This window comes from Actinomadura darangshiensis (assembly GCF_004349235.1).
GTDB classification, from domain to species: Bacteria; Actinomycetota; Actinomycetes; order Streptosporangiales; family Streptosporangiaceae; genus Spirillospora; species Spirillospora darangshiensis.
On sequence record NZ_SMKY01000229.1, the window covers coordinates 1 to 14,427 of the forward strand.

Sequence of the window (14,427 nt, forward strand, 5' to 3'; positions counted from 1 at the left end):
GGGCTGGAGGACGGTCAGGCGAGGGCGGGCTCGGGTGCGGTGACGCTCGCCGTGAGATCCGCGAGGACCTCGGTCAGGCGGCCCAGGGCGTCCGCGATCCACGGCAGGGTCGCCGGGGCGGGCGCCGCGAGGGCGGCCAGGCGCTGCTCGTCGTCCTCCCCGTAGAGCAGGCTCGGCGCCACCCGCATGCGCAGCGCCGCCGGGGCGTCCCCGAAGGAGCTGCCCGGCAGGACGCCCACTCCGTAACGTTCCAAGAGCAGCTGCGTGAGGCCGGCGGCCGTGCGGATGCCGTGGTTCTCCTCCAGTACGTCCCGCAGGGGCCCGAAGTCGGGGTAGACGTAGAAGGCCGCTTCCGGACGCGTCACCCGGGCGCCCGCGGCGGCGAACCGGTCGGCGACCGCGCCGGTGACGGCCGCGTGCAGCCGCCGGCTGCGGTCGATGTGCTCGACCAGCTCGGGCGGCTCGGCGAACGCGTACGCGGCGGCGTGCTGCATCGGCGCCGGGGCGCTGGACCAGATCTCGCTCGCGGTGCCGAGCAGGCTGTCGCGCAGCGCCCGGCCGAACGGCCCGTCCGGCAGCCGCGCCACCCCGAGCCGCCAGCCGCCCGCGGCCAGGCTCTTGCTCAGCGCGGTCGTCACGACGGTCCGCTCCGGCGCGTACCGGGCGGGGCTCGGCACCGCCGTCCCCGGGCTGTGCACGAGGTCGCGGTAGATCTCGTCCGAGATGACGACCAGGTCCTGCTCGCGCGCGACCGCGCACAGCCGCCGGACGGTGGCCTCGGACGCGATCGTCCCCGTCGGGTTGTCCGGGAGGGTCACCACGACGGCGCGGACGTCGCGTCCCCGGGAGCGGGCCCGCACCACGGCATCGGCCAGCAGCGCCGGGCTCGGGACTCCGCCCTCACCCGGCGGGGTGGCGACCCGGATCGGCTCCACGCCGGCCAGCGCCGCCTGCGCCGCGTAGCTCACCCAGCTCGGCGCCGCGACCACGACGTCGCCGCCCAGCGCGGTCAGCAGGGCGAACAGCAGCGGCTTGCTGCCGGGGCCCGCGACCACCGTGGACGGGTCGGTGGGCAGCCCCCGCCTGGCCCAGTACCCGGCCGCGGCGGCACGCAGCGCGGCGGACCCGGCGACCGGCCCGTAGCCGCCCCGGCCCGCGGCCGCGCCCAGCTCCCGGGTGAGCGCGGGGTGGATCGGGATGCCGGCCTCGCCGAATCCGAGCGGGAGCACCCGTTCCCCCCGCCTTCGTTTCCGGGCGATGGCCTCATTCACCGCCAGCGTCGCCGACAGCGGCACCGGGCGCGGCTCAAAGGACGGCGGGCGGACGGCGGTTACCTGGTTCTGGGCAGGCATGAACACTCCAAAGGGCATGCGGAACAGACGGTGGGTGACCGTTGGACTCCCCGTTGCGCGACCCGGCCGGGTGGCTCGCTCGGTCAATGCTTGCCCGCTTTTAGCATCATCACAAGCGAGTCTCATCGATGGTGACCGTAAGATGAGCTGATGCTAGAGCTGCGCCGCCTGCGGCTGCTCGCCGAATTCGCCCGCCGCGGCAGCATCGCGGCGACCGCCGCCGCCCTCGGCTACACCCCGTCGGCCGTCTCCCAGCAGCTCGCCGCGCTGGAGCGGGAGGCCCGCATCCCGCTGCTGGACCGCACCGCCCGCAGCGCCGAGCTGACCGACGCCGGGCGCCGCCTCGCCGAACGCGCCGAGGAGATCCTCGGCCTGGTGGAGACGGCCGAGGCGGAGCTGTCCGCCCAGGCCGACACCCCCATGGGGCGCGTGGTGGTCACCGCGTTCCCGACCGCGGCCGTCGCGTTCGCCCCCGCGCTGGCGCAGAGCCTCGGCGACCACCCCGGGCTCACCTTCGTGCTGCGGCAGACCGCGCCCGGCGCCGGCATCCGCCAGGTGCAGAACGGCGAGGTCGACATCGCGCTCATCGACGACTGGACGGGCAAGGTCCCCGACCAGTCGCCCGCCGCGCTGGAGTTCTTCCACCTGCGCCGCGACCCCCTCGTCCTGGTCGTCCCGGACACCCACCCCATGTCGCGTCCCGACCGGCCCGTCGACCTGCAGCAACTCCGGGAGGAGCCGTGGATGGCCGCGCCGCCCGGAGAGCCTTCGCGGCAGGCCGTCGAGCGGCTGCTGGACACCGTCGGAGGGGCCCGCCCCGTCCCGTGGGAGTTCGAGGGCCTCCACACGATCCTGAGCCTGGTGGCGCGCGGCATCGGCATCACCGCGGTCCCCACGCTGGCGCTCGCCGCCGGCGACCAGGGCGTCGCGGTGCGGCGCATCCCCGAGTGCACGCTGGCCCGCGAGGTGTACGCCGTCACCCGCACCGCGAGCGTCCGCAGGCCCTCGGTGGCGGTCACCCTGCGCGCCATTTACGCGGCCGCCAGGGACGTCCAGCCGGATCCGCCCGAGGGCTGACCCCTTCCAGATGAACGCTGATGTGACCTGGGCCAAAAGTCGGGAAGTGAAGCCGCAGGACGGGTTCGGCGCTGGCCGCTTCCGGCCGTGACCCGCACCGAGCGGGTCCCGGAGCCGAACTAAGGGGGGTAACGACGGCAGCAGCACGGATCGGTCGAAAACGGGCAGGCTCGTGCGGATCATCGCGTACGGTGGGGCGAATCGTGAGCACATCCGAGTCCATGCACACCGATCGGGGAGCGCAGCACTCGATGGAACGACCGATCACGACCGCGGAACCGCCCGGGCTGACCCGGGCGCCCGGGCCGAAGGACGGCCAGGGGCACGCGGGCGGGCACCACGTCTTCGAACTGCCGCGGGTGACCGCGCTGCTGATGCACGCGCTCCCGCGCTTCGTCGAGGGGGTCATCGCGCCCGTCGCGGTCTTCTACGCCGCCCTCATGGTCCTCGGGCTGAACGGGGCGCTCGTCGCCGCCGTCGCCTGGGTGTACGGCGGGATCGCGTACCGGTACGTGCGCGGCCACCCGGTGTCGGGGATGCTGATGCTGGCCGCGGTCGGCGTGACCGTCCGCGCGGGCCTGGCGGCCGCCACGCACAGCGCGGTCGTCTACTTCCTGCAGCCGACCCTCGGCACGCTGTGCGTGAGCATGGCCTTCCTCGCCTCGGTCCCGCTCGGCAAGCCCCTCGCGATGAAGCTCGCCAAGGACATGGCGCCGATCCCCGACGCCTTCTACAAGCACGACAGGGTGCACCGGTTCTTCCTGCGCATCTCGCTGCTGTGGTCGGGGGTGCTGCTCGCCAACGTCGGCGTCAGCCTGTGGATGCTGTTCAACGAGTCGATCAGCATGTACCTGTGGATCCGGACCGGCATCGTCGCCGGGTTCGGCGCGCTCGGCATCGCGGTCTCGGTCTGGGGCTTCAAGCGTGTCGTGCGCCACGTCAACCGCGAGCCCGGGCAGGCGCCCGCCGCCTGACCGGTCCCGCCCCGCCCGGCTGAGCAGGGAATCTTCCGCTCGCCCCGAACCCGCGACGGGTTCGGGGCGTCTCCATCTTTAGATAGATTCACCAGACACGGGGTGAATTCATGGGGTTTGGGGGACTTGTGCCAAGTAAGGGTCGTTTGGGGCTTGTGCTGGCCGGTGGCGCGGGGGCGCTGACGCTGCTCGCGACCGGCTGCTCGATCGGGGGCGAGGGCTCGCTCGTCTCGGGCGGGTCGGACACGGCCGTGACGATCACGCCGGCCAACGGGACCGCCCAGGTCAAGCCGGACGGGACGATCGAGGTGAAGGCCTCCGGCGCGAAGCTGGAGAACGTCACCGTCAAGGGCGAGGGCGCCGCGGTCACCGGGAAGTTCGGCGAGGGCCGCAAGACGTGGCGGTCCACCCGGACCATGACGCCCGGGACGGCCTACACCGTCACGGCGCAGGCCCGCGACGACGGCAAGACCCGCACGGTCACCAGCTCGTTCACGACGCTGAAGCCGTCCGGGACGCTGTCGATCGTGGACGTCACGCCCAGTGTCACGGGGGAGAAGGTCGGCGTCGGCATGCCGATCTTCGTGCGGTTCGACCGCGCCGTCACCGACAAGGCCGCCGTGGAGCGCGCGCTCCAGGTCACTCCGGACAAGCCGGTCGAGGGCGCGTGGCGATGGGTCGGGGCCGACCAGGTCGTCTACCGGACGAAGACGTACTGGCAGCCGCACCAGACGGTCCGCTTCCACGCGAGCCTCGCGGGGGTGAACGCGGGCGGCGGCGTCTACGGGGCCAAGGACGCGCAGGCCACCCTCAGCATCGGCGCCGCGCAGATCACGACCGGCGACATCGGCGAGCACACGATGACGGTGACGCGGGACGGCAAGAAGCTGCGCACCGTCCCGTTCAGTGCGGGCAACGGCCAGACCCGGGAGTTCACCACGACCAGCGGCGTCCACCTGCTGATGGAGAAGGACAACCCGGTCACGATGACGTCCCCGGGCCGCCAGGAGGGCGACCCCGGGTACTACAAGGAGGTCGTGAACTACGCGGTCCGCTTCTCCAACAGCGGCGAGTACGTGCACTCGGCGCCCTGGTCGCTCGGCTCGCAGGGGTCGGCGAACGTCAGCCACGGCTGCCTGAACGTCAGCCCGGCCAACGCCAAGTGGTACTACGACATCATGCAGCGCGGCGACGTCATCAAGCTGACCGGCAGCGACCGCGAGGTCGAGGCGGACAACGGCTGGGGCCAGTGGCAGCTGTCGTTCGACAAGTGGCGCGCGGGCAGCGCGCTGACCTGAGGCCCCGCCATGACCCGGGAAGATCGCCTGCGTCCGCCGTCTTGCAACGCTTTGATCTCGGACACCCGGCAAAACCCCGGGTCATGGCATGATCGTCGACTTTTGTCGGTAATGTCACTGGGATAGACGGCGGGGTTTGGGGAGGTCGTGGTGCAGCGGAGGGTTTCCGCAGGAGTTCGGGCGGGCGCGGGGATGGCCGGGGTGGTGCTCCTGTTCACGACCGCCTGCAGCGGGGGAGAGAAGGACTCCGGCGTCACCGTCGGGGAGAAGGCGGACGCGAACGTCCCGCAGGTGACGATCAATCCGGGCAACGGCAACACCAAGGCCAACCCCGAGGACGGCGTCGTCGTGTCCGCCGCGGGGGGCACCCTCCAGCAGGTCACGGTCTCGCTCAAGGGCAAGCCGGTGGACGGCGCGATGGCCGCCGACAAGACCAGCTGGAAGTCGCGGACGCTGCGCCCCGGCGCCAAGTACCAGGTCACCGCGGTCGCCACGAGCCCGAAGGGCAAGTCGGCCACGGTCAACGCCTCGTTCGCCACGGTGAAGGCGGCGAAGGAGCTGGACATCGTCGACGTCACCCCGAGCAAGAACGAGAAGGTCGGCGTCGGCATGCCGATCCAGGTGACCTTCAACCGCTCGGTCGGCGACAAGAAGGCCGTCGAGCAGGCCCTGGCGGTCAAGTCGGCCAAGCCGGCCACCGGTGCCTGGTACTGGCCGAGCGACACCACGGCGATCTTCCGCACGAAGAACGGCACCTGGTGGGAGCCCAACCAGAAGGTGACGTTCAGCGCGAAGCTGGCCGGCGTGAAGTCGGGCAAGAAGACCTACGGCGTGGACGACTTCAGCCGCACCTTCCGCATCGGCGACTCGCACATCGTCACGATCAGCACCAAGAAGCACAAGGCGGTCGTCAAGAAGAACGGCAAGAAGGTCCGCAGCTGGCCGATCAGCGCCGGCCGCGGCGGCCGGGTCGTCAACGGCGTCGACACCTACCTCACCACCAGCGGCGTCCATCTGACCATGGGCAAGGAGAATCCGGCGATCATGACGTCGGAGTGGATGGGCGTCGACCCAAAGGACAAGGAGCACGGCGGCTACAAGGAGGTCATCCCCTTCGCGGTGCGGATCTCCAACAGCGGCGAGTACATCCACTCGATGGCCTCGACCACGTGGGCGCAGGGCCACCAGAACGTCAGCCACGGGTGCGTGAACTCCCCGCCCAAGGACGCCCGCTGGTTCTACAACTTCTCCTACCGCGGCGACCCGGTGATCATCACCGGCAGCAAGCGGAAGCTGGAGCCGTTCAACGGCACGAGCTATTACCAGATGTCGTGGAGCAAGTGGGTGAAGGGCGGCGCCCTCAACCGAACCGTGACCACCGGGTGACGATGCCCGGGCGCGGCCCGGGGAACGTGCGGGGCACGGCCGTCCGCGATCGGGGAACCGGTGAACGACAGAGCGCGCCCGCTGCGACTGAAACGCCGTGTCCGGCGCAGGACGCACCGCGTCCTGCGCCGGACGGCGCTCTGGGCACTGCGCCCCCTGCGATGGCGGCGCGTCCCGGCGCCCGGTGAGCGGCTCCGCGTCCGGGTCCTGCTGCAGAACGCGCACGGGACGGGCGGGACGATCCGTACGGTGCTGAACCTGTGCGGCCCCCTGGCCCGCGATCACGACGTCGAGGTCGTCAGCGTCCTGAAGCGGAGCAAGGAGCCGTTCTACACGATCCCCGCCGGCGTCACCGTGACCTACGCGGACGACGCGTTCGCGCCCAAGGGGCGGGCGGCGCGGGTCATGGCGAGGCTGCCGAGCCTCCTGACGCCGGTGGACGAGGCGTCCTTCCGCCACATGAGCCTCTGGACGGACGTGTGCCTGCTCCGGCGCCTGCACGAGGCGCCGCCCGACGTGCTCGTCGCGACCAGGCCGTCGCTGGCGCTGGTGGCCGCCGAACTCGCGCCGGGCGGCGTCGCGACCATCGGGCAGGACCACATGAACCTCGGGTCCTACCGGCCCGCCCTCCGGCGGCAGATCGTCCGCGGGTACCGGCGGCTCACCGTCGTCACCGCGCTCACCGAGGAGGCCCGCGCCGGCTACGCGGCCGCCCTCGCCGGGTCCGGCGTGCGCGTCGTCCGGATCCCGAACGCCGCGCCGTCCCTGCCCGGCCGCCCGTCCGGGCGCGAGCACAAGGTGGTCGTGGCCGCCGGCCGGCTCGTCCACGCCAAGGGATTCGACCTGCTCATCCGCGCCTACGCGCCGATCGCCGCAGAGCGGCCCGACTGGACGCTGCGCATCTTCGGCGGCGGCCCGCGGCGCGACCGGCTCCGCGCGCTGATCGAGGAACTCGGGCTCGCCGGCCGGGTCGAGCTGCGCCCCCGCACCCGCGACCTGCACGCGGAGATGGGCCGCGCGTCCGTGTACGCCCTGTCGTCGCGCCGCGAGGGCATGCCGATGGTCGTCATCGAGGCCATGGGCATGGCGCTGCCGGTCGTGGCGTTCGACTGCCCCACCGGGCCGGCCGAGCTGATCACGTCCGGGCGCGACGGCGTGCTCGTCCCGGCCGGGGACGTGGACGCCCTGACGGCGGCGCTCCGCGAGCTGATGGACGACCCCGGCCTGCGGGACCGGCTCGGCGAGGAGGCGCTGCGCTCGGTGCGCGCCCACCACCTGGACCGCATCGCGCCCCGGTGGTCGCGCCTCATCTCCGGGCTCGCCGGCGTCCCGCCCGCCGGCGCGGCCGGGGCGTCCGAGGGTCAGGCGTCCTTGAGCAGGCCGCGGACGTAGGCGGCCTGGCCCGCGTGCTGGAGGTCGTCGGAGATCACGCTGACCAGCCGCACGGCCAGCGTGACCGGCGGGTTCCACGCCCGGTCGACGACCCGCGGAAGGTCGCCGTCGGTCAGCGAGGCCACGTACTCGACGGTCCGGGCGTGCACGGCGTCGTGGTAGTCCGTCAGCAGGTCCGCCGACTCGACCCGGACCGCCGCGACCTGGTCGGAGCTGTGGCCGTACCCGATGTCGGACGCGTCGAACGGCAGGCCGAACCGCTCGGCCCAGCCGTCCCCGGTCCACACCTGGGCGGTGCCGGCGACGCCGGCGACGTGGTCGTCCTGGACGCGGGTGAGGTGCCAGACGAGCCAGCCGATCGAGTTGGCGCCGTCCGCCGGGCGGTGGGCGAGCTGCTGGGCGGTGAGGCCGCCGGCCGCCCCGTGGACGACTTCGCGGATCCGGTCGAACGCGTCGGTGAGCAGTTGCGCACTGGTCATTCAGCCGACGCTACCTTGATCGGCCCGGTGTTTCAGGCCGCCGGCCCGGATCCGGCGCGGTGCGCCAGGGCGCCTCGGCCGCGGCGATCTCGGGGGCGGGCAGCCAGGGGCCGTCCACCCGGCTGGGGAGGCGGACGGTCACGACGAGGCCGCCGCCCGCCCGCGGTACGGCCGAGACCGTGCCGCCGTGCGCGGTCGCCATCGCGCGGACGATCGACAGGCCGAGTCCGGAGCCGCGGTCGGAGCGGACCCGGTCGTTGCCGAGCCGACGGAACGGCTCGAAGATCGTCTCGACCTCGTAGCCGGGGACGACCGGGCCGGTGTTGGTGACGACGAGCTCCGCCCAGCCGTCCCGGCCCCGGGTGGCGACGCGCAGCTCGCCGCCGTCCTCGTTGTGGCGGATCGCGTTCTCCACGAGGTTCTGCACGAGCCGCTCCACGAGCACCGGGTCGCCCGCGGTGGGGGCCGGGCCCAGCCGCCGGTCGGTGGCCACGCCGTGCGCCCCGGCCTCCGCGGCGGCCTGCCGCAGGACGTGCCCGGCGACGTCCGCGAGGTCGAGCGGCCCGGCGTCCACGACGACGTTCTCGGTGCCGGCGAGGGTGAGGAGCCCGTCGATGAGCCGCTCGTGCCGGCCGTTGACGACCAGCAGCGACTCGCCGAGCCGCTTCACGTCGCCGGTCGCGTCCGGGCGGCGCACCGCCACGTCGATGAGCGTCCGGTTGATCGCCAGGGGGGTGCGCAGCTCGTGCGAGGCGTTCGCGACGAACCGGCGCTGCCCGTCGAACGCCCGCGCCAGCCGGCCGAGCATCGTGTCGAAGGTGTCGGCCAGCTCCTTGACGTCGTCGCGTGGCCCCTCGTAGGAGATCCGCTCGGTCAGGTCGTGGCTGCGCGCCACCCGCCCCGCCGTCTCGGTGATCTTGTGGACGGGGCGCAGCGCCCGGTCGGCGAGCAGCCAGCCGAGCCCGAGCCCGGCCGCGCCCACCAGCCCCAGCGCGATGCCGCCCTGGGTGAGCAGCGCGTTCAGCGTCTCCCGCTGGTAGTCCTCGCGGCCCTTGGTCAGCGCCCCCTGCACCTTCTGGACGGCGATGTCCGGCTGGCCGGGCGGCGGGGCGACGGCCCGCGCGGTGACGCCGCTGGGCTCGAAGACCTGGTTCAGGTTGACCGGCTCGCCCTGGCGCGGCAGGTTGTTCTGCACGAGGACGTAGGTCAGGCCCAGCAGGACGATCCCGGCGCCGAGGAAAAGGCCGGTGTACAGCAGCGTCAGCCGCAGCCGGATCGTCGGCCGCAGCCGGTCGGTGATGGTCGTCATGGAATCCGGTACCCCGCTCCTGCGACGGTCTCGATGACCGGGGGATCGCCGAGCTTGCGGCGCAGCTTCATCAGCGTCACCCGGACGGTGTTGGTGAACGGATCGGCGTGCTCGTCCCACACCTTCTCCAGCAGCCGCTCGGCGGACACGATCGTCCCGTCCGCCCGCAGCAGCTCCGCCAGCAGGCCGAACTCCTTGCGTGCGAGGTGCACGTACCGGCCGTCCCGGAACACCTCCTGGCGCGACGGGTCGAGCCGGATCCCGGCGCGCTCCAGCGCCGGCGGCGCCGCCGGGCGGGCCCGCCGGGACAGCGCCTGGACCCGCGCCACCAACTCCTCGAACGCGAACGGCTTCGTCAGGTAGTCGTCGGCGCCGAGCCGCAGCCCGTCGACCCGCGCCGGGACGGTCACGGCGGCGGTCAGCATCAGCACCCGGACGAGCGCGCCCGACTCCACGACCGCGCGGCACACGTCGTCGCCGTGCACGACCGGGAGGTCCCGGTCCAGGACGAGGACGTCGTAGTCGTTCACGCCGAGCCGCTCCAGGGCGGCGTCCCCGTCGTAGACCACGTCCACGGCGAGGGCCTCCGCCCGGAGCCCCTCGGCGATCGAATCGGCGAGCATCCGCTCGTCCTCGGCGATCAGTACCCGCACGTCTGCCGTCTCCCGTCCCCGCCCAGCCGTTCCTGCCGACCCAGCTTGGGGGAGCGGGCGTAACGCCGGCATAACGCGATCTGGTTACGCCGGGGTTACCGGCCGGGGGCTGGACTTGCGGTCGCCGCCGGGGCACCGCCCGGCGGAGACGACAAGGAGACCGACCGATGCGACGACAGACGCTCGCGGCGCTGGCGCTCGTCCCGGCCCTCGCCCTCGGCCTGCAGGCCTGCGGGGGCGACGGCGGGGGCGCGGGGTCCGGCGCCACCGCCAAGGCGGCGAGCGACGACCAGAAGATGCGGGAGTTCGCCAAGTGCATGCGCGAGAACGGGGTCGACATGCCCGACCCGAAGGACGGCCGGGTCGAGATCCGGGCGTCCGCGGGGGCCGGCAAGGGCGCCGGCCCTGAGAACGGCGGCAAGGTCGAGGCGGCGCAGAAGAAGTGCCGGCACCTGATGCCGAACGGCGGCAAGCCGCGCAAGCCGAAGCCGGAGGAGCTGGCGCAGATGCGCGCGTTCTCCAAGTGCATGCGCGACCACGGCATCAGCGAGTTCCCCGACCCGCAGCCCGACGGCGGCGTCAAGATCACGAACAAGGGGGGCAGTGACATGGACCCCGAGAGCCAGGTGTTCCAGAAGGCGCAGAAGGCGTGCGACAAGCTCGCCGCCCCCGGAGGCGGCATGGCCTCCACGACGAGGGTGGGCTAGGGCCGGTGGACAGGAGACGGACCCTCGTCCTCGGCGCGGCCGGGGTCGTCGTCGCCGGCGGCGCCGGTCTCGCGACCGCCGGACTCGGCGGCGGCGGCGAACCGGCCGCCGCGCACAGCTCGCTGCCGCCGGCGACGGCACGGATCGAGCGGACGACGCTCGTCGAGAAGCAGGACGTGGACGGGACGCTCGGCTACGGCGGGACCGGCACCGTCGCCGGTGCCGGGAACGGCACCCTCACCTGGCTGGCCGGGCCCGGGACGGTGATCCCCAGGGGCGGGTCGGTGTACCGGGTGGACAACAAGCCGGTGCCGCTGCTGTACGGGAAGCTGCCGCTGTACCGGGCCCTCGCCGAAGGGACGGAGGGCGCCGACGTCCTCCAGCTCGAACGGAACCTGCGGGCCCTCGGCTACACCGGGTTCACCGTCGACAAGACGTTCGGCTCGGCCACCACCGCGGCCGTGAAGCGCTGGCAGGACGACCTCGGCGTCACCGAGAGCGGCCGGGTCGCGCCGGGCGCCGCCGTCGTCGCGTCCGGCCGCATCAGGGTCGCCGAGCGCAAGACGAACGTCGGCGACCGCGTCGGCGGCGCGGTCCTGACCTACACCGGCACGACCCGCATGGTGAGCGTCGACCTGGACGTCGAGTACCAGCGGCTCGTGAAGAAGGGCGCCGCGGTGGAGGTCGAGCTGCCGTCCGGCGACACCGTCAAGGGGAGGATCTCCTCGATTGGGAAGGTCGCCAAGGAGGGCGAACAGGACAAGCCGACGACCGTCGAGGTCCAGATCTCGGTCGCCGGCCAGAAGGAGCTCGGCTCCTACGACAAGGCGCCCGTCGTGGTGCACTTCATCGCGAACCGGCACAGCGACGTCCTCGCCGTGCCGATCGGGGCGCTGCTCGCCCAGGGCGACGGCGGCTACGCCGTCCAGGTCGTCCAGGACGGGCGGGTCCGCACGGTGCCGGTGGAGACCGGCGTCTTCACCGACGGCGAGGTCGAGATCTCCGGATCGGGCCTGACCGAGGGCATGAAGGTCGGGGTGCCCGCATGACCGTCGTGGAGCTTCGCGAGGTCACCAAGACCTACCCGGGCGGGGTCACCGCCCTGGACGGGGTGTCGCTGAGCGTCGGCGAGCACGAGCTGGTCGCGATCGTCGGGCCGTCCGGGTCCGGGAAGTCGACGATGCTGCACCTGCTCGGCACCCTCGACCGGCCGAGCGCCGGGACCGTCCTCGTCGAGGGCACGGACGTGTCGCGGCTGCCGGACCGGCGGCTGTCGGCGCTGCGCGCCCGCCGGATCGGCTTCGTGTTCCAGCAGTTCCATCTGGCGTCCGGCGTGAGCGCGCTCGACAACGTCGCGGACGGGCTTCTCTACGGGGGCGCGCCGCTCGCGCAGCGGCGCCGCCGGGCCCGCCGCGCCTTGGAGCGCGTCGGGCTCGGGCACCGCCTCGACCACCGGCCGCACCAGCTGTCCGGCGGCGAGAAGCAGCGCGTCGCGATCGCCCGCGCGGTGATCGGGGAGCCCGCGCTGCTGCTGGCGGACGAGCCGACCGGCGCGCTGGACTCGGCGTCGGGAGCGGGCGTCCTGGACCTGCTGCGCGAGCTGTCCGGCGCCGGCACGACCGTCGTCCTCATCACCCACGACCGGGACATCGCCGCGCTGCTGCCCCGCCAGGTGCGGATGCGCGACGGCCGGATCGTCCAGGACGACGCACGCGTGGAGGCCGCCCGGTGAACAGGGGAAGAGCGAAGGCGGCCCCGGCCGGGGACGCCCCGGCGCGGCTCGGCCCGCGCGACGCGCTGCGCGTCGGCGCCGCCGGGCTGCGGGCCCGCCCGATGCGGGTGTTCCTGTCCGCTCTCGGCATCGCGATCGGCATCGCCGCGATGATCGGCGTGGTCGGCATCTCGACGTCCAGCCGCGCGCAGCTCCAGGCCACCCTCGACCGGCTGGGCACGAACCTGCTCACGGTGGGGCCCGGCCAGGACTTCTTCGGGGAGGACGCCCAGCTCCCGAAGGAGTCCGTCGGCATGGTGGGACGGATGCCGGACGTGGAGTCGGCGTCCGCGACGGCGAAGCTGGACGACGCCGGCGTCTACCGCAACGACCACATCCCGTCGGGGGAGAGCGGCGGGATCAGCGTTCTCGCCGCCCGCCTCGACCTGCCGAAGACCGTCGGCCTCGACGTGGCCGCTGGCACGTGGCTGAACGCCGGAACGGCGAAGTACCCGGCCGTGGTGCTGGGCTCGGCGGCGGCGGACCGCCTCGGCGTGGCGGCGCCGAACGTCCAGGTGTGGCTCGGCTCGCAGTGGTTCACCGTCGTCGGCATCCTGGAGCCGAACCAGCTGGCGCCCGAGCTGGACGCCGCCGCCCTCGTCGGCTGGGACGCCGCCGCGTCCCACCTCGGCTTCGACGGCCACCCCACCACCGTCTACACCCGCGCCCGCGAGGACGCGGTGGCGAAGGTGCGCGACCTGCTCGCCGCCACGGCGAACCCGCAGGCGCCGACCGAGGTCCAGGTCAGCCGCCCCTCGGACGCCCTCGCCGCCAAGAACGCCACCGACGAGGCGTTCACCGGGCTGCTCCTCGGACTCGGCGGCGTCGCCCTGCTGGTCGGCGGCGTCGGCGTCGCCAACACGATGGTGATCTCCGTCCTGGAGCGCCGCGCCGAGATCGGCCTGCGCCGCTCGCTCGGCGCGACCCGCGGCCAGATCAGGCTGCAGTTCCTCACCGAGTCGCAGCTGCTCGCCGCGCTCGGCGGCGTCGGCGGCGTGGCCATCGGCATCGTCGTCACCGCCGTGTTCGCCGTGTCGCAGGGCTGGCCGACCGTCGTCCCGGTGTGGGCGATGGCGGGCGGCGTCCTCGCCACGCTGCTCATCGGCGGTGTCGCGGGCCTCTACCCGGCCATCCGGGCCGCCCGCCTCGCCCCCACCGAGGCACTGGCCGCGCCGTAGCCGGTGGCGGCACCTCGCCATCGCCGCGAGGTGCCGCCACCGCGGAACCTGGAGCGCCGCCGCGCCATCGCCGAAGCCGCGATCGACGTCCCTCGGCACCGCCCGCGGCCTGCGGTCACCTCACGCCGTAGAGGTGTTCCAGGGCGAGCTGGTCGAGGTGTTCGAAGGCGGTGCGGCGGGCGCCGAGGGCCTCGGCGTCGGCGGTGGCGCCGCGGACGGAGCGCCAGTCCTCGCCGTCGGCGAGGGTGGGCCGGCCGAGCTCCTCCACCTTGGCCTGGCGCAGCGCGTCCTGGACGTCGGGGTCGGCGCGGAAAGCGCGGGCCTTCTCGCGCAGGATCAGCCAGTTGCGCATGCACGCCGCCGCCGACTCCCACACGCCCTCGTCGTCCTCGGTGCGCGGCGGCTTGAAATCGAAGTGGACCGGGCCGTCGTAGTCGCTCCGGTCGATGAGGTCGACGACCCAGAACGCGCCGCGCGCGTTGCCGGCGCCGAAGCGGAGGTCCTGGTCGTAGCGGGGGCCGTGCTGCCCGTTCAGGTCGATGTGGAACAGCTTGCCCTGCCACAGGGCCTGGGCCAGGCCGTGCGCGTAGTTGAGCCCGGCCATCTCCTCGTGCCCGACCTCGGGGTTCAGGCCGACCCTGTCGGAGTGCTCCAGGGTCTGGATGAACGCGAGGGCGTGGCCGATGGTGGGCAGCAGGATGTCGCCGCGCGGCTCGTTCGGCTTCGGCTCGATCGCGAAGCGCAGGTCGTAGCCCTGGTCGGCGACGTAGGAGCCGAGGACGTCGAACGCCTCCTTGTAGCGGTCCAGGGCCGCCTGGACGTCCTTGGCGGCGCCGGACTCGGCGCCCTCC

General features: G+C 73.3%; 14 protein-coding genes. 9 read left to right on the top strand and 5 right to left on the bottom strand.

What is annotated here, in order from left to right; translation table 11 throughout:
* Positions 1 to 14: 14 nt before the first annotated feature.
* Complete coding sequence (locus E1293_RS34395; protein WP_132202123.1) at positions 15 to 1,352, bottom strand: pyridoxal phosphate-dependent aminotransferase; 1,338 nt, start codon at positions 1,350 to 1,352, stop codon at positions 15 to 17.
* A 150-nt stretch (positions 1,353 to 1,502) separates the two neighbouring features.
* Between E1293_RS34395 and E1293_RS34400 the strand changes: the two genes are divergently transcribed.
* From E1293_RS34400 to E1293_RS34420, 5 genes are all read left to right on the top strand, one after another.
* The gene (locus E1293_RS34400) at positions 1,503 to 2,429 is read left to right on the top strand and encodes a LysR family transcriptional regulator (protein ID WP_132202125.1); all 927 of its coding nucleotides are present in this window, start codon (positions 1,503 to 1,505) and stop codon (positions 2,427 to 2,429) included.
* Positions 2,430 to 2,680: 251 nt separating this feature from the next.
* Positions 2,681 to 3,403 carry a VC0807 family protein gene (locus E1293_RS34405; protein WP_243716952.1) on the top strand — a complete coding sequence of 241 codons (723 nt, stop codon included), beginning with the start codon at positions 2,681 to 2,683 and terminating at the stop codon, positions 3,401 to 3,403.
* A 155-nt stretch (positions 3,404 to 3,558) separates the two neighbouring features.
* Positions 3,559 to 4,701 carry a L,D-transpeptidase gene (locus tag E1293_RS34410; RefSeq protein ID WP_243716957.1) on the top strand — a complete coding sequence of 381 codons (1,143 nt, stop codon included), beginning with the start codon at positions 3,559 to 3,561 and terminating at the stop codon, positions 4,699 to 4,701.
* 192 nt (positions 4,702 to 4,893) lie between these two features.
* The gene (locus E1293_RS34415) at positions 4,894 to 6,087 is read left to right on the top strand and encodes a L,D-transpeptidase (protein WP_132202129.1); all 1,194 of its coding nucleotides are present in this window, start codon (positions 4,894 to 4,896) and stop codon (positions 6,085 to 6,087) included.
* A gap of 60 nt (positions 6,088 to 6,147) precedes the next feature.
* Positions 6,148 to 7,479, top strand: a complete 1,332-nt coding sequence (locus E1293_RS34420) for a glycosyltransferase family 4 protein (protein ID WP_243716953.1) — start codon at positions 6,148 to 6,150, stop codon at positions 7,477 to 7,479.
* Here the strand turns inward: E1293_RS34420 and E1293_RS34425 are convergent.
* The 3 genes from E1293_RS34425 to E1293_RS34435 are packed head-to-tail and all read right to left on the bottom strand — an operon-like array spanning position 7,449 to position 9,920.
* Positions 7,449 to 7,958 carry a mycothiol transferase gene (locus tag E1293_RS34425; protein WP_132202133.1) on the bottom strand — a complete coding sequence of 170 codons (510 nt, stop codon included), beginning with the start codon at positions 7,956 to 7,958 and terminating at the stop codon, positions 7,449 to 7,451. The two genes, E1293_RS34420 and E1293_RS34425, sit on opposite strands and share 31 nt — an antisense overlap.
* A 10-nt stretch (positions 7,959 to 7,968) precedes the next feature.
* Positions 7,969 to 9,267: a sensor histidine kinase gene (locus E1293_RS34430; protein ID WP_132202135.1), complete on the bottom strand. Its 1,299-nt coding sequence runs from the start codon at positions 9,265 to 9,267 to the stop codon at positions 7,969 to 7,971.
* Positions 9,264 to 9,920: a response regulator transcription factor gene (locus tag E1293_RS34435; RefSeq protein WP_207939260.1), complete on the bottom strand. Its 657-nt coding sequence runs from the start codon at positions 9,918 to 9,920 to the stop codon at positions 9,264 to 9,266. Before E1293_RS34435 ends, E1293_RS34430 begins: the two co-directional genes overlap by 4 nt.
* Positions 9,921 to 10,087: 167 nt before the next feature.
* Here E1293_RS34435 and E1293_RS34440 point away from each other — a divergent pair, with 167 nt between their 5' ends.
* The 4 genes from E1293_RS34440 to E1293_RS34455 are packed head-to-tail and all read left to right on the top strand — an operon-like array spanning position 10,088 to position 13,576.
* Positions 10,088 to 10,627: a hypothetical protein gene (locus E1293_RS34440; RefSeq protein ID WP_132202139.1), complete on the top strand. Its 540-nt coding sequence runs from the start codon at positions 10,088 to 10,090 to the stop codon at positions 10,625 to 10,627.
* A 5-nt stretch (positions 10,628 to 10,632) separates the two neighbouring features.
* On the top strand, positions 10,633 to 11,676 hold the full coding sequence (locus tag E1293_RS34445; RefSeq protein ID WP_165978522.1) for a peptidoglycan-binding protein: 1,044 nt from the start codon (positions 10,633 to 10,635) through the stop codon (positions 11,674 to 11,676).
* A complete protein-coding gene (locus tag E1293_RS34450) occupies positions 11,673 to 12,359 on the top strand; it encodes an ABC transporter ATP-binding protein (protein WP_132202143.1) in 687 nt (228 codons plus the stop codon). The genes E1293_RS34445 and E1293_RS34450 overlap by 4 nt, the downstream gene beginning before the upstream one ends.
* On the top strand, positions 12,356 to 13,576 hold the full coding sequence (locus E1293_RS34455; RefSeq protein ID WP_243716955.1) for an ABC transporter permease: 1,221 nt from the start codon (positions 12,356 to 12,358) through the stop codon (positions 13,574 to 13,576). Before E1293_RS34450 ends, E1293_RS34455 begins: the two co-directional genes overlap by 4 nt.
* Positions 13,577 to 13,691: 115 nt before the next feature.
* Here E1293_RS34455 and E1293_RS34460 read toward each other — a convergent pair.
* Positions 13,692 to 14,427, bottom strand: a 736-nt coding sequence (locus tag E1293_RS34460) for an apurinic/apyrimidinic endonuclease family protein (RefSeq protein ID WP_132202145.1), incomplete at its 5' end; no start/stop codon positions are given.